This is a genomic window from Pseudonocardia kongjuensis (genome assembly GCF_039526905.1).
GTDB classification, from domain to species: Bacteria; Actinomycetota; Actinomycetes; order Mycobacteriales; family Pseudonocardiaceae; genus Pseudonocardia; species Pseudonocardia kongjuensis.
This window is the reverse complement of record NZ_BAAAJK010000005.1, coordinates 163,193-178,895: the sequence shown is the minus strand read 5'-3', so window position 1 is coordinate 178,895 and position 15,703 is coordinate 163,193. Positions and strand designations below refer to the sequence as shown.

The 15,703-nt window shown below is 73.8% G+C and carries 14 protein-coding genes and 1 pseudogene; 9 read left to right on the top strand and 6 right to left on the bottom strand.

Annotation, left to right across the window (positions count from 1 at the left end; all coding sequences use genetic code 11):
• Window positions 1-33: 33 nt before the first annotated feature.
• From ABD160_RS07180 to ABD160_RS07170, 3 genes are read left to right on the top strand one after another with little or no spacing between them, the layout of a single operon-like run.
• Window positions 34-2,166: a TerB N-terminal domain-containing protein gene (locus ABD160_RS07180; RefSeq protein WP_344019666.1), complete on the top strand. Its 2,133-nt coding sequence runs from the start codon at window positions 34-36 to the stop codon at window positions 2,164-2,166.
• Window positions 2,163-3,461 carry an ATP-binding protein gene (locus ABD160_RS07175; RefSeq protein WP_344019664.1) on the top strand — a complete coding sequence of 433 codons (1,299 nt, stop codon included), beginning with the start codon at window positions 2,163-2,165 and terminating at the stop codon, window positions 3,459-3,461. The genes ABD160_RS07180 and ABD160_RS07175 overlap by 4 nt, the downstream gene beginning before the upstream one ends.
• Entirely contained in the window at window positions 3,442-6,570 is a 3,129-nt protein-coding gene (locus ABD160_RS07170; RefSeq protein ID WP_344019662.1) for a DEAD/DEAH box helicase, read from the top strand. The genes ABD160_RS07175 and ABD160_RS07170 overlap by 20 nt, the downstream gene beginning before the upstream one ends.
• Window positions 6,571-6,597: 27 nt before the next feature.
• Here ABD160_RS07170 and ABD160_RS07165 read toward each other — a convergent pair whose 3' ends face one another.
• Complete coding sequence (locus ABD160_RS07165; RefSeq protein WP_344019660.1) at window positions 6,598-6,936, bottom strand: TipAS antibiotic-recognition domain-containing protein; 339 nt, start codon at window positions 6,934-6,936, stop codon at window positions 6,598-6,600.
• A gap of 88 nt (window positions 6,937-7,024) precedes the next feature.
• Window positions 7,025-7,132: pseudogene (locus ABD160_RS07160) on the bottom strand (MerR family DNA-binding transcriptional regulator); the annotation flags it as partial.
• 420 nt (window positions 7,133-7,552) lie between these two features.
• Here ABD160_RS07160 and ABD160_RS07155 point away from each other — a divergent pair.
• Window positions 7,553-7,840 (top strand): hypothetical protein, encoded by a 288-nt coding sequence (locus tag ABD160_RS07155; RefSeq protein ID WP_344019658.1) that lies wholly within the window; start codon window positions 7,553-7,555, stop codon window positions 7,838-7,840.
• A 155-nt stretch (window positions 7,841-7,995) separates the two neighbouring features.
• Here the strand turns inward: ABD160_RS07155 and ABD160_RS07150 are convergent, their stop codons facing one another.
• Window positions 7,996-9,462, bottom strand: a complete 1,467-nt coding sequence (locus tag ABD160_RS07150; RefSeq protein WP_344019656.1) for a flavin-containing monooxygenase — start codon at window positions 9,460-9,462, stop codon at window positions 7,996-7,998.
• 273 nt (window positions 9,463-9,735) lie between these two features.
• Between ABD160_RS07150 and ABD160_RS07145 the strand changes: the two genes are divergently transcribed.
• Complete coding sequence (locus ABD160_RS07145) at window positions 9,736-10,599, top strand: universal stress protein (RefSeq protein ID WP_344019654.1); 864 nt, start codon at window positions 9,736-9,738, stop codon at window positions 10,597-10,599.
• Here ABD160_RS07145 and ABD160_RS07140 read toward each other — a convergent pair.
• Window positions 10,589-11,146 (bottom strand): DsbA family protein, encoded by a 558-nt coding sequence (locus tag ABD160_RS07140; protein ID WP_344019652.1) that lies wholly within the window; start codon window positions 11,144-11,146, stop codon window positions 10,589-10,591. The two genes, ABD160_RS07145 and ABD160_RS07140, sit on opposite strands and share 11 nt — an antisense overlap.
• 22 nt (window positions 11,147-11,168) lie before the next feature.
• On the opposite strand from ABD160_RS07140, the gene nhaA reads away from it, so the two are divergent.
• Complete coding sequence (gene nhaA, locus ABD160_RS07135) at window positions 11,169-12,509, top strand: Na+/H+ antiporter NhaA (protein ID WP_344019650.1); 1,341 nt, start codon at window positions 11,169-11,171, stop codon at window positions 12,507-12,509.
• Between the two features lie 9 nt (window positions 12,510-12,518).
• Here the strand turns inward: nhaA and ABD160_RS07130 are convergent, their stop codons facing one another.
• Both ABD160_RS07130 and ABD160_RS07125 read right to left on the bottom strand, forming a co-directional pair.
• Entirely contained in the window at window positions 12,519-13,580 is a 1,062-nt protein-coding gene (locus tag ABD160_RS07130) for a winged helix DNA-binding domain-containing protein (RefSeq protein WP_344019648.1), read from the bottom strand.
• A complete protein-coding gene (locus tag ABD160_RS07125) occupies window positions 13,577-13,885 on the bottom strand; it encodes a DUF4180 domain-containing protein (RefSeq protein ID WP_344019646.1) in 309 nt (102 codons plus the stop codon). Before ABD160_RS07125 ends, ABD160_RS07130 begins: the two co-directional genes overlap by 4 nt.
• A gap of 244 nt (window positions 13,886-14,129) precedes the next feature.
• Between ABD160_RS07125 and ABD160_RS07120 the strand changes: the two genes are divergently transcribed.
• Genes ABD160_RS07120 through ABD160_RS07110 form a run of 3 tightly spaced genes read left to right on the top strand, consistent with a single transcriptional unit; the run spans window position 14,130 to window position 15,648 of the window.
• The gene (locus tag ABD160_RS07120) at window positions 14,130-14,681 is read left to right on the top strand and encodes an RNA polymerase sigma factor (RefSeq protein WP_344019644.1); all 552 of its coding nucleotides are present in this window, start codon (window positions 14,130-14,132) and stop codon (window positions 14,679-14,681) included.
• The gene (locus ABD160_RS07115) at window positions 14,678-15,268 is read left to right on the top strand and encodes an Asp23/Gls24 family envelope stress response protein (protein ID WP_344019642.1); all 591 of its coding nucleotides are present in this window, start codon (window positions 14,678-14,680) and stop codon (window positions 15,266-15,268) included. Before ABD160_RS07120 ends, ABD160_RS07115 begins: the two co-directional genes overlap by 4 nt.
• On the top strand, window positions 15,265-15,648 hold the full coding sequence (locus ABD160_RS07110) for an STAS domain-containing protein (protein WP_344019640.1): 384 nt from the start codon (window positions 15,265-15,267) through the stop codon (window positions 15,646-15,648). The genes ABD160_RS07115 and ABD160_RS07110 overlap by 4 nt, the downstream gene beginning before the upstream one ends.
• Window positions 15,649-15,703 lie beyond the last annotated feature (55 nt).

Here is a 15,703-nt window from a genome sequence, read left to right as displayed (position 1 = left end):
TCAACCTCGGCGAGGGACGGGAGCAGCGGCGCTGTGACGACGGGGAACGTGGACCCGGCCCCGGCCGGGTCGGACTGGTGCCCGCCGGGCCGGGTCGTCACGGTCGCCGGGATCACCATCCGCTGCGGAGCGTTCTGGTTCGGGCCGGGTGACGAGCCCTCCACCGTGGATCCGTATCTTCCGGTCGACCGGGGATTTCCGGACTGGGACGCGGCCACTGTCACGGATCTCCGCTACGACCGGCTCAGTCCCTCGGCCCGCGCCGCGTACCTGGTGTGGCTCGCCTCGGGGCGCCGGGTGCCCGAGGCACCCGCCGTGTGGGCGGAGCTGTACCTGTGGGGACTCGAGCGTCGCATGATCGCCGACGCCGACGACGACCCCATCCTGGCGGCCGAAGCGCGTGCGATCGGTGCCGTCTACGGCCGGTCGCCCGCTGTCGCTGCCCTCGTCGCCGGACTGTCGGTGCCGGTCCGGCCGGCCGGACCACCTGCTCTCGACCTGGTGACGGCAGGCCCGCCGGCGGAGTTGGCGGTGGAGATCGGTCGCCGGGCACTGGCGCGGGAGCCGGTCACGGTCGAGTGGGCTCTGGCGTGGGCCTGGTATCACCCGGACCATCCGCGGCAGGACGCCGCCACCCAGGTTCCCGGGGCGTTCGCCTCCCTGTGGCGCCACCGGTTCACCGAGCGGCACCCACGGGGACTGCTGGTGCCGACCCGCCGCCGTCGTCTGGTGCTCGGCTACGAACCGGCCAACCCCTCGTTGCCGCGCCCGCTCGAGCGGACGATCGCAGACGCCTCCGACGTGCTGTCCCATCCCACCCCGTCCGCGGTGCTGGCCGAGATCACCGACGAGGTCGAGCAGGAGTTGCAGCCCTTCGCGAGATGGGCCACCCGGCACCCGGAGCGCGTCTCCGGCGTCGCGGCCGCCGCTCTGCTGCCCGATCTCCTGCTCGCCGAGAGCCCGGCCGGAGCCGCTGCCGCACCGCTCATCGAGTGGGCGCGGCAGAGCACGTCCGGGGCCGATCCGGTGGTGGCCTCCGGCCGGCAGCTGACGTCGCTGTGGACGGCCGGCGGCGCGGACGGGCGTCTGGACAAGGCCGACTCGGTCGCACTCGCCCAGATCCTGGAGAAGCACGGCGTCGGCATCGAGCCGGACGTCCGGTTCGGTGGCCGCCCGATTCCACCGGACGGCCCGGTGGTGCTCTTCCGGATCGGAGCGGCGGCCGCGGCGGCACCGTCGCCGTCCTATGTGCTCGCTGCGGTCACGGCGGAGCTGTGCCTCGCGGTCGCTGCGGCGGACGGCAGCGTCGATGATGCGGAAGCGGGGCTGCTCGCCGACCGGCTGGACCGGATCGAGGACCTGTCCGTCGCCGAGCGCGCGCGGCTGGTCGCGCACCGTCGCCTCGTCGGGGCGAACGCCATCGACCTGGACGAGGTCGCGTCCCGGGCCCGTGAACTGGACGAACAGGCACGCAGAGAGCTCGCCGTCGCCGTCACCGACATCGCCATGGCGGACGGCCAGGTCGAGGAAGCCGAACGACGCACCGTCCTCGCGGTCCACCGCCTGCTGGGTGTCGATGTCAGCGAGGCCGAGGCGAGGTTGGCCGCTCCGGGCACGACCGACACCACCGAGGACGCCGGGGCGGATGTCGTCCGGGCCGGGCCGGCCGATCCTGGCCGCGAGCAGGACGGGGCCGAGCCGTCCCCCGCCGTCGCACCGGCCGGGCCGCCCCGGCTCGTGGCGCTCGACGAGGAACGGCTCGCGCGCACCCAGGCATCGAACGCCGACGTCCGTGCTCTTCTCGGTGCGATCTTCGCCGACGATGACGACGAGGCAGGCGACGAGGCCGACGACGAGGCCGACGACATCGCCGAGGACGCCGCGGGGGAGCACCACTCCGGGCCCGGCTCCGCGCCGTCCCCGGTGGAGCTGGTCGGCAGCCTGGACCAGCGTCACTCGGCGCTGCTGTTCGAGCTCGCCGAGGCCGGGGCGTGGACCCGGCCCGAGCTCGAGCAGGCGTGCTCGCGGCTCGCGGTGCTGCCGGACGGCGCACTGGACGTGGTGAACGAGGCCGCTTTCGACATCGTCGGCGACCCCGTGATCGAGCTGAAGGACGGCGGGGCCGTCGCCGTCGACCGCGAAGTTCTGGAGGAGATGCGCGCATGAACCGACCCACAAGGATCAAGGCCCGAGAGCGCGACGCACTCATCCAGTCGTTGCGGGCCGGTGTCGTGCCCCGTACCGGGCAGCATCTGATCCAGGTCGGTCGGCACCAGGAGCTGAGCGCGCTGCTGGCGGACATCGCACGTATCTCCGACGGTGGCTCGGCAGTCCGGTTCGTGATCGGCGACTACGGCTCGGGGAAGACCTTCTTCCTGAACCTCGTCCGAGCGGTCGCTGCCCAGAAGAAGCTGGTCACCCTGCACGCGGACCTGAACCCGGGTCGCCGGTTGGCGTCCTCCGGTGGCCAGGCACGCGGGCTCTACACCGAGCTCATGCGCAACACGGGGACCCAGGCCCGGCCGGACGGCGCACTCGCCGCGGTCGTCGAACGTTTCGTGACCCAGGCGATGGACACGGCCCGGGACCAGGGCAGCAGCCCCAGCAAGGTCATCCGTTCGCGGCTGGAGGAACTCACCGAGCTCGTCGGCGGGTACGACTTCGCGCACGTCATCGACGCCTACTGGCGTGGCCACGACACCGATGACGATGCGCTGCAGGCGCACGCGGTCCGCTGGCTCCGCGGCGAGTACTCCACGAAGACCGAAGCGAGGTCCGATCTGGGCGTCCGGACGATCGTCGACGACGGGTCGTTCTACGACCAGCTGAAGCTGCTCGCCCGCTTCGTGCGGCTCGCCGGCTACCAGGGTCTCCTGGTGTGCCTGGACGAGATGGTCAACCTCTACAAGATCGCGCACAAAGGTGCCCGCGAGGCGAACTACGAGCAGATCCTGCGGATCGTCAACGACGTCCTGCAGGGCAATGCCGAAGGCCTGGGCTTCGTCTTCGGGGGGACCCCGGACTTCCTGTCCGATTCGCGACGGGGCCTGTACTCCTACGGCGCGCTCGCCTCCCGGCTCGGTGAGAACCGTTTCGCCACCGACGAGCTCGTCGACTACTCGGGGCCCGTGCTGAGGCTGGAGCAGCTCTCCCAGGAGGACTTCCACGTCCTGCTGGAGAACGTACGCCACGTCCACGCCTCGGGAGACCCGCAGAAATACCTCGTCCCGGACGAGGCGATCGACGCGTTCATGGCCCATTGCCGCCGTCAGATCGGCGAGGCGTACTTCCGCACCCCGCGAAACACGATCAAGGCGTTCTGCGATCTTCTCGCGCTGCTGGAGCAGAATCCGGGACGCGGCTGGCAGGAGGTCCTGGGACAGACGAGCGTTGCGGTGGAGAGCAATCCCGATCTGGAGCCGTTGGACGAGGACGCCGACGATGACCTCGTCAGCTTCTGACACCGCCTACGCCCGGCTCGCGGAACCCGTCCGGCGGTGGATCCACGGGCAGGGCTGGACCGGGCTGCACGACGTGCAGGCGCGGGCTGTCGAGCCGGTGCTGGCGGCGGACCGGGACGTGCTCATCACCGCGGCGACAGCGGCGGGGAAGACCGAGGCAGCCTTCCTCCCGGCGCTGTCGCACCTGGTCGAGCGCAGAGCCTCCGGCCGGACCCCCGGCGGGGTGGAGGTCCTCTACCTGTCCCCGCTGAAGGCGTTGATCAACGACCAGACACGGCGGCTGGAACCGATCGGCGAGGAACTTGGTATCCCGGTCCATCCCTGGCACGGGGACGTGACGGCAGCCCGGCGCGGGCGGGTGTGGCGCGACCGTGCGGGCGTCCTGCTGATCACCCCGGAGTCCGTCGAGGGGATCCTGTGCCATCGGGGCGATCGCGCGAAGGCCCTGTTCAGCGATCTCCGGTTCGTGATCGTCGACGAGCTGCACGCGTTCCCGGGAAGCCCCCGGGGTGCGCAGCTGGCGTCCCTGATGCACCGGCTCGACCTGCTCGCCCGCCGCCGGATCCCACGGATCGGGTTGTCGGCGACCGTCGGGAAGCTCGACGACGCCGCGGAGGCGCTGCGCCCCGGGGGCGGGCCCAAGGTGCATGTCATCGAATCCGCGGTGGACGGCAGGTCCCGGCGCACCCGGGTGTACGCACACCACGTGACCGCTGGAACGGGTGGCTCGTCGGCGATCGCCCGGCGCCTCTACCGCGGCCTGCGTGGCTCGACGAACCTCGTCTTCGCCAACGCCCGCACCGATGTCGAGTACTACGCCGACCGGCTGCGCCAGGAGTGCGAGCGGCAACGCACACCGAACGAGTTCTTCGCGCACCACGGGAGCCTGTCCAAGGCGGAGCGGGAGGATGTCGAGGACCGTCTGCGTGGCTCCGACCTGCCCGGGACGGCCGTGTGTACGTCGACCCTCGAGATGGGGATCGACATCGGCCAGGTGCGGGAGGTCGCGCAGGTCGGGCCGCCGCCGTCGGTGGCGGCCCTGCGGCAGCGCTGGGGGCGCTCCGGTCGCAGACCCGGCGAGCCGTCGATCCTTCGGGTCTACGTCGCCGAGCCGGAGCTCGGTGTGGATCCGGAGCCGGTCGACGAGCTGCGTCCGCAACTCGTCCAGGCCCTCGCGATGCTCCGCCTGGTCCGGGTGCACGACTGGTGCGAACCACCCGAGCACGGTGGTCTCCACCTGTCGACGCTCGTCCAGCAGGTGCTGTCCCTCAGCGCACAGTTCGGCGGGGTCACACCGGAGCAGGCCGAATCGGCGCTGTGCTCCCGGGGACCGTTCCGCCGGGTCGGTGGCGACACCTTCCACCGGCTGCTCGGTGCGATGCACGGCGCAGAGCTCCTGACGACCGCGGGTGACGGGACCCTGCTGCCGGGAACACGCGGCGAACGCGAGATCGAGCACTACGGCTTTCTTGCTGCCTTCGCAACGCCCGCGGCCTACCGGGTGGTGGCCGGCGGCCAGGAGATCGGCTCGGTGAGTGCCGCCTCACCACTGGTGCCGGACCGCGGACTCGTTCTCGCCGGCCGGCGATGGCGGGTGATCGCGGTGCACCAGGCCGACTCACTGGTGGAGGTCGTTCCGGACAATCAGGGCACCGTGGTCGCCTTCCCCGGCGGCGGGGCGGCCCGGGTGCACGACCGTGTCCGCGCCGAGATGCTCGCGATCTACCAGGGTGAGGACGACGGCATCGCGGACCTGGTGGATGACGGCGCCCGCGATCTGCTCACCGCGGCCCGCTCGGCGTTCGAGCGGCTCGGGCTGCACGACCGCGACATCATCGCGACCGGGCGATCCACGCTGGTGCTGCCCTGGCGGGGCGATCGGATGCTCGACACCCTGCTCGTCGCCCTCCACCAGCACGGCCTGCGCGGTGATCGGGAAGGACCGGCGCTACGGGTCACGGCCCCCGTCGCGCTCGTCGAACAGGTCCTGGACACGCTCGCCCAGGCCAGCCCACCGGAGCCCACCCACCTGGCTGCTGCGGTCGCGGCGAAGGCCGAGGAGAAGTGGGACGACGTGCTGTCCCCCGATCTGCTGGACGAGGCTTACGCGGCGCGTGCCCTCGACGTGGACGCCGTGTGGGACTGGGTCCGCCACCGGGCCCCCGGTTCCGCAGCCACGGACCACGCCGCACCGGGCCCGATGACGCCCGCAGCGCAGGAGCCGGTCCGAGGCATCCCGGCAGGTACCGGATTCGCCGTCGTCGATGTCGAGACGACCGGCCTGGCGCCCGGGGGCGGGCACCGGATCGTCGAGATCGCCGTGGTCCGCTGCCTGCCGGACGGCTCGGTGGAGGACAGCTGGCATTCCCTGCTCGATCCGGGGCGTGATCCCGGCCCGGTCCACGTTCACGGACTGCGGCCGGAGGATCTCGCCGGCGCGCCCTCGTTCGCGGATGTGGCGGGGGACGTCGCGGAGCTGCTGTCCGGCCGGATCGTGGTCGCACACAACGCGCGGTTCGACATCTCCTTCCTGCGGGCCGAGTTCGAGCGGACCGGGGTGGTCCCGCCGGCATGGCCCGCGCTGTGCACGATGGAGCTGCTCGACCGGCTCCCGGGAGCGAATGACCGGCCCGGCCGCAGCCTCGCGGACGCCTGCGCGGCGTTCGGTGTGGACGTCGGTCCGGCGCACACCGCACTCGGTGATGCACGTGCCGCAGCGGGACTGCTGGCGGCGCAGATCTCGAGTGCGGGTGCGCCGAACGTCCTGGATCTCGGCGTCACCTCGACGGCGATTCCCGGGCCGTGGAGCCCGGTGCCGCCCTCCGGCCGGTTCCTGCATCGTGGCGGCGGAATGACCGCAGCACGACGGACCCCGGTCGCCCGCCGTGCCGCCACGGCCGAAACGGCCTACGCCGACGCCGTCGTGCTGGCGCTGGACAGCGGCGGGATCTCCAGCGCGGAGACGGACCGGCTGGTGGAGATCGCCCGCTCCTGGAACCTCGATGGCGCCGCCGTGTCACGGATCCACGAGCGCGAGTCCGCGCGCGGCACGGTCTCGGGCGAGAGCCGCCGGCATCTGGAGATCGTGCAGGCGCTGATCCGCTCGTGACGAGGTGCGCGCAGTTGCGCGCACCGCTCAGCCGCGCGGCACCCGTCCGATCCAGTCGATCATCGCCTGGTCCGGAGCGCCCGCCGCGCTCACCTCGGCGGGGTTCTCCGTGCGCATCCGGTCGAGCCGCGCCCGCAGCTCGGGGTCCCCGCGGTGGAACGCCGCCAGCAGCTCCGCCCACCGGTCCGCCAGCGCCCGCACCCGCGGATGGGACGGGTCGGTCCCGGCATCCATCTCGGCCCGCACCGCCGCGATCAGGTCCGGCCACTGCGCGGCCGTCGCCTCGCCCTCGACCCGCCGGGCCTGCAGCCCGGCGACCTGCTCGGGTGTGAAGTACTGCGCGAAGGTCTCGTTCACCCTGCTCACCTCGTCGATCATCCTCAGTACGTCCGACGGGGCCGGGTCCGGCGTGTCCCGCAACCGCTCGACGACACCGGCGAGCGGCGTCGTCGTAGACCCGGTGGCCCGACGGCGTGCGCGCCGACGGCACCACCAGCCCGCGCTCCTCCCAGTGGTGCAGCGTGCGCACCGTCAGCCCGGTCGCGCCGGCGAGCTCACCCACCCTCACCCGTACCCCTCCTGTCGGGCCGTCACGTCGTGACGGCAGGATCGACGATGCGGCCTCACATCGCGTGAGGATCAAGTGCCGACACGCCGGAGCCTGCGACACGCCGTCACGGAATCACTCCGGTGGGTGGTGCGCCGCGGAACGTCCGGCTCGGTGTGTCGTCACCCGGTGCGACGGTGGCCGGTCGCTCGGGAACGGTCCGTGTCCGTCGTCGTGCGGGAACCCGTCCGCGCCGTTTCACACCTCCGTTCCGGCACCGGTCGTCACCGGGTCACCCGTCCGGGTCGTTGCCGTATCCCCGCCGGTGACCGCCTGCCTACCGTCCGCTTGCCGCGACGCACAGAAGTCCCGGCAGTGCGCACGGCACTCGTGCGGCACGTCCGTCCCACCGGACACACGATCGGGGAGAGAGACATGCGCAGGAAGCTCGCGGTCACCGGGATCGCCGTCGTCGCGGCGCTGGTCGCCTTCAGCCCGCTCGCGTCGGCGGCTCCGGCCACCGACGGCGACGGCGACGGCGACTCGTTCGTCCAGGACGTCGGCAACACCCGGGGCGACCAGTTCGGTCTGGTGAACCTCGACGACGTCAACGTCCTCAACAACGTCGACGTCTGCCCCGGCATCAACGCCGCGGTGGGCAACGTGCTCGGGATCCTCGGGGGAGGCGCCGCCCAGAACCGGGACAACCCGACGAGCTGCTGAGACCCGCCGGCTGAACACGCCGGCAAGCCTCCGCCCCGTATCCCGCCGCCACGGGATGCGGGGCGGACGGCGTCGCGGCCGGTTCACACCCCCGCACCGCGGTCCGCACCCGCCGCGACCGGTGCGGACCGCGGCGACGGGGTGTGAACCGTGGATCAGGCCGGTCGCGACGGCGCGTGGAAGACGTAGTCGGTGGGGTCCACGCGGCGGGTGCGGTCGTCGTACTCGCGCATGTAGCCGGGCCAGTTGGTGACGATCCGGCCGGTGTCGTCGCGGTACCAGGAGTCGCAGCGGGTCCAGGCGGTGCCGGTGAACCGGGCCTGCAGCTCCGCGTCGTAGGTCCGCTCGACGTCGGAGCGCACCTCCACCGCGCTGCTCCCGCGCCGCTGCGCCTCCTGCAGGGTCTCCCGGACGTAGCGGACCTGGTGCTCCAGGTAGCGGATGATCGACCCGCCGGAGGTGTTGGTGTTCGGTCCGTAGAGGACGAACATCGACGGGAACCCGGGCACCGTCATCCCCAGGTAGGCGTGCGCGCCGCCGGACCACTCGTCGGCCAGCGAGCGCCCGCCGGGGCCGGTGACCGCCATCGGGAACATGAAGTCGGTGGCCGCGAACCCGGTGCCCCAGATGATCGTGTCCACCTCGTGCGTCCGCCCGTCGGCGGTGCGCACCCCCTCCGGCACGATCGCGGTGACCTTCTCGGTCTCCAGCGACACGTTGTCCCGCTGCAGGGCGGGCAGCCAGTGCGAGCTGAACAGCACCCGCTTGCAGCCGAAGGTGTAGTCCGGCCAGACCTTGCGCCGCAGCTCCGGGTCGCGCAGCTGGGCCCGCATGAACAGGGTCGAGTACAGCCGTCCCACGCGGCCCCAGGTGGCCGGGTGCCGGATCATCAGGGTGATCGACTCGCAGTACTCGGTGATGAACCGGCGGCGCCAGCGTTGCAGGCCGGGGACCCGCCGGATCGCGGCCCGCCACCACGCCGGGAAGGCCCGGTTCCGGCGCGGCAGGAACCAGTTCCCGGTCCGCTGGAAGACGCTCAGCTGCCCGACCTGCGGCGCGATCGCCGGCACGAACTGGACCGCGCTCGCCCCGGTCCCGATCACCGCGACCCGGCGGCCGCGCAGGTCGTGGTCGTGGTCCCAGCGGGCCGAGTGGAAGGTGTGCCCGGCGAACGTGTCGATCCCGGGGATGTCCGGCACGACCGGGCGGTTGAGCTGGCCGGTCGCCACGATCAGGACGTCCGCGGTCCAGGTGCGGCCGTCCTCGGCGGTGGCGGTCCACGGGCCGTCCGCGCGGGGCCGGTCGGCGGAGACGATCCGGACGCCGGTCTCGACCAGGTCGGCGACGCCGAACTCGCGGGCCACGTCCTGCAGGTAGGCCAGGATCTCCGGTTGCGGTGAGCAGAGCCGCGACCAGTCGGTGCGCTGGGCGAACGAGTACGAGTACAGGTGGCTCGGGACGTCGCAGGCGGCACCCGGGTAGGTGTTGTGCAGCCAGGTGCCGCCGATGCCGGGGGCGGCGTCGACGACGGTCACGTCCCGGATGCCGTGGGCGCGCAGCTCGATCGCCGCGGCGATTCCGCCGAAGCCGGCGCCGACGACGAGAACGCTCGGTGCGTGCATGGGACCTCCCTGTCACCAGTGGCGGCCGCCACCGTAGCGATCTTCGGACGGATCGTGGGTGCCGGGCACGGCCCGCGCGGGCCCATCGATACGGCCCGCGCGGGCCCATCGATACCGCCCGCGCGGGCCCATCGATACCGCCCGCGCGGGCCCATCGATACCGCCCGCGCGGACCTGTCGACACCGCCCGCGCGGGCCCGGGATGCGGGGTGCGGTCCGGGGGAGCACTGTGGAGGCCGGAGATCGGAACCGGCCGGGAACGGGGTGGTGGTGATGGGTGCGATCGTCGTCGGGGTGGACGGATCGGACGCGGCGCTCGACGCGGTCCGGTGGGCGGCGGCGGAGGCCGCGCACCGGCGGGCCGGGCTGGAGCTGGTCCACGCGTTCGACGTCGCCGGGCTTTACGCCGACGCCTCCGTCGCACCCCTGCTCGACGACGTCGAGGCCGCCATGCGCGACGAGGCCCGCGCGGTCCTCGACGCGGCCCGGGACGTCGCGGCGCAGGCCGCGCCGGGCGTCGCGGTCGAGACCCGGGAGGACGCGGAGGCGCCGTCGTCGGTGCTGCGCGAGGCGTCCGGGACGGCGTCGCTGGTGGTGCTCGGCTCGTCCGGCCGCGGCCGGATCGGCACCGCGCTCGGCTCGGTCGTCCTGGCGGTCGCCTCGCACGCAGGGTGCCCGGTGGTGGTGGTCCGCGGGTCGGCCCGGGACGGCGCCCCGGTGCTGGTCGGGGTGGACGGCGGCCCGCTGTCCGACGCCGCGCTGGAGCACGCCTTCGCGATGGCGTCGGCGCACGGTGCGGGGCTGGTCGCGCTCTACGCCTGGCACGACGGCCGGTCCCCGGCGCTGCGCGCGGCCGGGGCCTTCGACCGGCTGCGCGACGACGAGGAGCGGGCGCTCGCCGAGCGGCTCGCCGGCTGGTCGGAGCGCTACCCGGACGTCGCCGTCGAGCGGGTGATCGAGCGCTCCGAGCCGAGCCGTGCGCTGGCCGCGCGCAGCGCCGACGCCTCGCTGGTGGTCGTCGCGACCCGGGGGCGCGGCGGGTTCACCGGGCTGCTGCTGGGGTCGACCGGGCTGTCGCTGATCCAGCACGCGCAGTGCCCGGTGCTGCTGGTCGGGCCGGGGGCCGTCACGAGCTGACCGGCTCCTGCTCCAGCGCCGCGGTCAGGGCCTCGAGGGTGACGTCCCCGTGGTACTGGTACCCGTTGACGAACAGGGTCGGCGTGCCGCGCACCCCGCCCCGCACCGCCGCGTTGAACCCGGCCTCCACCCGGTCCTCGACCTTGCGGGTGGCCGGCCAGAGCACCCGCTCCGGCGGCACCCCGGCCGTCTCGGCGTGCCGGGCCAGGTCGTCCTGGCTCAACCGGGGCGGGCCGGGGGCGAACATCGCGTCGTGCATCTCCCAGAACCGGCCCTCCAGCGCGGCCATCTCGGCGGCCAGTGCCGCGGCGAGCGCGTGCGGGTGCAGTTCGTGCAGCGGGAAGTGCCGGAACGCGAACCGGAGCCGGTCGCCCAGCCGTTCCCGGACCTGCCCGATCACCGGCACCGCCGCGCGGCAGTAGGGGCACTCGTAGTCGCCGTACTCGACCAGCGTGAACTCCGCCGTCGACGGTCCCAGGGTGTGGTCGTACGGGCCGACCGGTGGATCGAGCGGGCTGATGGGACACCTCCTGCAGACAGCGTGCACTGCGCAACGGCAGGATCGTCGCATGGCGGTCACCACCCTGGTCGAGCGCGGCGATCTCTCCGACGCCGCCCGGCGCTTCCTCGGCACCGAGTCCGGATCGGCGGTGCTGCTGGTCGTCGCGGCGGTCACCGCGCTGGCCTGGGCGAACGTCGGCGCCGGCTACGAGGACTTCTGGCACACCGAGCTGGCGATCCGGCTCGGCGGCGGTGAGCTGGCACTGGACCTGCGGCACTGGGTGAACGACGGCCTGATGGTGCTGTTCTTCCTGTCGGTGGGCCTGGAGATCGCCCGCGAGACGACGCTCGGCGAGCTGCGGGGGGTGCGGGCGATCGCCGCACCGGCGGCCGCCGCGGTCGGCGGGCTCGTCGTCCCGGCGCTGGTGTTCCTCTCGCTCAACGCCGGTGGGGAGGCGGCCGGGGCGTGGGGCATCGCGATCTCCACCGACACCGCGGTGATGCTGGGGGTGCTGGCGCTGCTCGGCCCGCGCTGCCCGGACCAGCTGCGGGTGTTCCTGCTGGCGCTGGCGATCGTCGACGACATCGGTGCGGTCGCGGCGATCGCGCTGTTCTACACCGACGAGGTCGACCTGGTGGCGCTGCTGATCGCGGTGGTGCTGCTGGCCGGGCTGCTGGGCCTGCGGCACGTCCGGTTCTGGCGGACCCCGTTCTACGCCGTGATCGGCATCCTGACCTGGCTGGCGGTGCTGCGTTCCGGGGTGCACCCGAGCGTCGTCGGGGTGGCGCTCGGCCTGCTGGTGAACGCCTACGCGCCGCGCCGGCAGGACATGGCGGCCGCGATCGGGGCGGGCAAGAACTTCCTGCTCGATCCGACCCCGGAGCGGGCCAGGGCGGCGCAGGTCACCGCGGTCACCGCGGTCTCCCCGAACGAGCGCCTGCAGCAGCGGATCCAGCCGTGGAGCAGCTACGTGATCGTGCCGCTGTTCGTGCTCGCCAATGCCGGCGTGCTGCTGAACGCGCAGACCCTGTCCGCGGCCGCGACCTCCCTGCTGACCTGGGGCATCGTGCTCGGGCTCGTGGTCGGCAAGCCGATCGGCGTCGCGGCGGGCACCTGGATCGTGCTGCGCACCGGCCTGGGCCGGGTGCCGGACACGCTGCGCTGGGGCCAGCTGCTGGGCGGGTCCGCGCTGTCCGGGATCGGGTTCACGGTGGCGCTGTTCGTCACCGAGCTGGCACTCGACGACGAGCTGCTGATCGCCGAGGCGAAGATCGGCATCCTGACCGGGTCGATCCTGGCGGCGCTGTCCGGCTGGCTGGTGTTCCGGCTGGCCGGGGAGCGCGGCGGGCAGTGCTCGCCGAGCGGCATGCCGACGCTGCCGCCGCGGCCCTGGCGCCCGGTGGACTGAACAGCCCGGTCAGCCCCCGCCGGTCAGGAACCCGCGCAGCCGTTCCGCCTCCTCGGCGACGGCACCGGACTCGGCCCGGGTGAACGGCCGCAGCGGGTGCACCGCGAGATCGTCCCCCGACGTCGTCCAGGTGCCGGCGACCCGGCCGTCGACCAGCACGAACCGGGCGCCGGTGACGCTCAGGCCGCGGTGCGCGTCGTCGATGATCCGGCTGCGGTCGTCGAACCCGAGTACGACGTTGTCGAAGGCGGGCAGGAACCGCGGCGGGACCGGGGTGTCCGGATCGGGCAGGGGTGCGTCGTCGACGTCGAGCAGCTCGCGGCCGCGCTCGTCGCGGAAGGTCCGCAATCGCGGCCGCAGCCGTTCGACGACGGCGGGCAGCCCGGTCAGCCCGCACCAGGCGCGCAGGTCGGCGCTCGCCGCCGGGCCGAACGCGCGCAGGTAGCGCAGCACCAGCGGGCCGGCGTCCGGTTCCGGATCGGGGTCGCGGCCCAGCCAGCTGCCGACGGTCGTGAGCCGGGCCGGGCCGGCGCCGTCCCAGGTGCCCCGCGGCGGGACCTGGACCAGTGGGACGACCGAGACCGCGGCGTCGGCCAGCGCGGCCCGGCCCGCTCCCGGGAACCGGTCGGCGACCAGCCGGGCGACCTCGCCGCCGGTGCGCGGGGTCTCGGCGAACAGCGGCCGCACCGCGTCGGCGAGCGCGGCCGGGTCCACCCCGGGCAGCTCGGCGCGGCGGGCGCCCCAGGTCCGCTGGGTGATCATCGGCTGGCACAGGCCGCGGAAGGCGAGGCAGTCGGCGGCCGTCACCAGGTGCACGGTCCGGCGGATCAGCACGGTGCGCACCAGCGTCCGGTCGTGCAGCGCGGCCGAGGCGGGGCGCGGATCGAAGTCCCCGATCCGGGACCACAGGCCGGTGTAGGGCTCGCGGGGCTCCTGGGCCTGCAGGCCGCCGAGGTGCGCGACGGTCCCGGCGACGCCGGAGCCGCCGCCGGGGTCCGGGGCGTGCCGGGCGAGCAGGTGCTGGCGGGCCAGCGTCGCCCGGTTCAGCGCCCGCCGGCCCAGCACCGTCATCCGGTGAACCGCAGCGTGCCCGCGCCCTCGTTGGCCTCGCGGACCCAGTCGGCGACCGGGCCGGGCTCCGCGGTCCACCGGGAGATGTCGCCGACCACGGTGAGCCGGACGCCGTACTGGGCGAACTTCTGGGTGATCGCGCCGGCCAGTCCGCTGCGCAGCCGGAAGAACTCCGGGTCGAGCCGCTGCACCGGGATCTCGACGAGCTCGGCCTGCTGCCCGAACGCGTCGCCGAGGACGTCGATCGCGTCGGCCTCGGAGGCGATCACGGGGCCGTCGGCGGGCAGGGTCAGGACGCGGGTCATGCCGGGCAGCACAGCAGGACGGCGCCCGTCGCGGCAACGGCTTTCACGATCGTGCAGAACTGTGATGCACATCACCGAACCGGGACCGTGAGGATCCGCGAACGCGTGTGTCCCACTGATGCCGAGGAAGGGGACCGACGCCCCGTGAGCCACCCGGGGGGTCTCACGGGCCTCGGACCGGCCGGGCCCACCCGGGGGCGGGCCCGGCCGGGCGTTCGAACGAGGGGGCTCCGAGGTGCCGCGGGTGGGGGAGAACGACCGGCTCGACGCGGCCGCCGACGACTGGCTCATCGGGAAGGTCAGGGGCGGCGACGTCGATGCGTACGAGGAGCTGGTGCGCAGGCACCGGGACCGGATCTACCGGATCGCGCTGCGGATGGTGGGGAACCCGCACGACGCCGAGGACGTCGCGCAGGACGTCGTCGTCTCGCTGTGGACGGCGCTGACCGGCTTCGCCGGGGACAGCCTGTTCACCACCTGGCTGTACCGGGTGGTGGTGAACCGCTGCATCAACCTGATCAACAGACGTCCCCGGTACGAGTCGCTGGACGATCCGGACGTGGGCGTCTCGCCGGGCGCGGACCTGCAGGTGGAGGCGAAGGGGCACGCCCGCGCGGCGCTCGCCGCGGTCACCGCGCTCCCGGCCGAGCTGCGCGCCCCGGTGGTGCTCGTCGACATCGAGCAGATGACGTACCAGGAGGTGGCAGCCATCCTGAACGTGTCCGAGGCGACGGTCCGCGGACGGTTGTACCGGGCGCGACGACGGCTCCTCGACACCCTGCGGGAGTGGGCATGACCAGCCACGACGAGGTCGCCGGGACGGGCGACCGGCTGGCCTGCGGGCGTTCGGTGGACGAGCTGCTCGATCAGGTCGCGGCCGGTCGGGCGGACCGGCGCGACGGGCACCAGCAGGGCTGCGTGCACTGCCAGGCGGCGCTGGGCGAGTACGGGCGGCTGTGGTCGCCGGTGCGCGAGCTCGCCGCCCAGCCGGTCGCCGCCCCGCAGGGCCGGATCGACCGGATCCTGCACCAGATCCGCGGCGTGCTGTCCGAGCCCGATCACGCCGTGCTGGCCGGCCCGGACGGCGTCACCCGGATCGCCGCGCGGGTGATCGTGGTGACCGCCCGCCGGTCCGCGCAGTCGGTGCCCGGGGTCCGGGTCGCGCTGAGCCGGACCCTCGACGCGAACGGCACCGGCGACGGCGTCGTCGCGGGCGTCGCCGGGGCCAGCACGGCGATCGAGATCGTGCTCGCCGCCGACTACGGGCAGGACCTGCACGCGCTCGCCGAGCGGGTCCGGCGGACCGTCGCCGACCGGGTGGGCGCGCTGACCGGGCTGTCCACCACGGAGCTGACCGTCGTGATCGACGACGTGCTGCGATGACCGGCGGGACCGCGCTGGCCGAGGAGCTCGCGATCGATCCGCTGCGGGCGACCGCCGAGTGCCGCGCCGACGGGTCGGTCGTGGTCCGGTGCCGGGGCGGGCTCGACGCGGCCACCGCGCCCCCGTTCGCCGAGTTCCTGATCCGCTGGCTCGACCGGTGCTGCTGCGTCGAGCTCGACCTGTCCGGGGTCGACCACCTGGCGGCCGCCGGCGTCGCGGCCGTGCTCACCGGCTGCCGGCACGCCGACCGGGAAGGGCGGCACCTGCGGCTGGGGCCCGGCCGTCCGCCGGTGGTGGTGCGGGTGCTGGCGGCCGCCCGGGTCGTCGTCGGCGACCGGCCGGGGGCGCCCTGCCCGCGGCACCGGGAGCCGGCCGCCTGACGATCGTCGGGGGTGGACGGTGCCGATCGTCGGATCCGCCGGGGCCCGTCCGGCG

Bases quoted from the DNA above. Each gene is read 5' to 3' on its own strand.
- nhaA (WP_344019650.1), top strand. From the start codon at position 11,169: ATGGCGGTCACCACCCTGGTCGAGCGCGGCGATCTCTCCGACGCCGCC.
- ABD160_RS07110 (WP_344019640.1), top strand. From the start codon at position 15,265: ATGACCGGCGGGACCGCGCTGGCCGAGGAGCTCGCGATCGATCCGCTG.
- ABD160_RS07175 (WP_344019664.1), top strand. From the start codon at position 2,163: ATGAACCGACCCACAAGGATCAAGGCCCGAGAGCGCGACGCACTCATC.
- ABD160_RS07125 (WP_344019646.1), bottom strand. From the start codon at position 13,885: ATGACCCGCGTCCTGACCCTGCCCGCCGACGGCCCCGTGATCGCCTCC.
- ABD160_RS07130 (WP_344019648.1), bottom strand. From the start codon at position 13,580: ATGACGGTGCTGGGCCGGCGGGCGCTGAACCGGGCGACGCTGGCCCGC.
- ABD160_RS07115 (WP_344019642.1), top strand. From the start codon at position 14,678: ATGACCAGCCACGACGAGGTCGCCGGGACGGGCGACCGGCTGGCCTGC.
- ABD160_RS07170 (WP_344019662.1), top strand. From the start codon at position 3,442: ATGACCTCGTCAGCTTCTGACACCGCCTACGCCCGGCTCGCGGAACCC.
- ABD160_RS07150 (WP_344019656.1), bottom strand. From the start codon at position 9,462: ATGCACGCACCGAGCGTTCTCGTCGTCGGCGCCGGCTTCGGCGGAATC.
- ABD160_RS07145 (WP_344019654.1), top strand. From the start codon at position 9,736: ATGGGTGCGATCGTCGTCGGGGTGGACGGATCGGACGCGGCGCTCGAC.
- ABD160_RS07155 (WP_344019658.1), top strand. From the start codon at position 7,553: ATGCGCAGGAAGCTCGCGGTCACCGGGATCGCCGTCGTCGCGGCGCTG.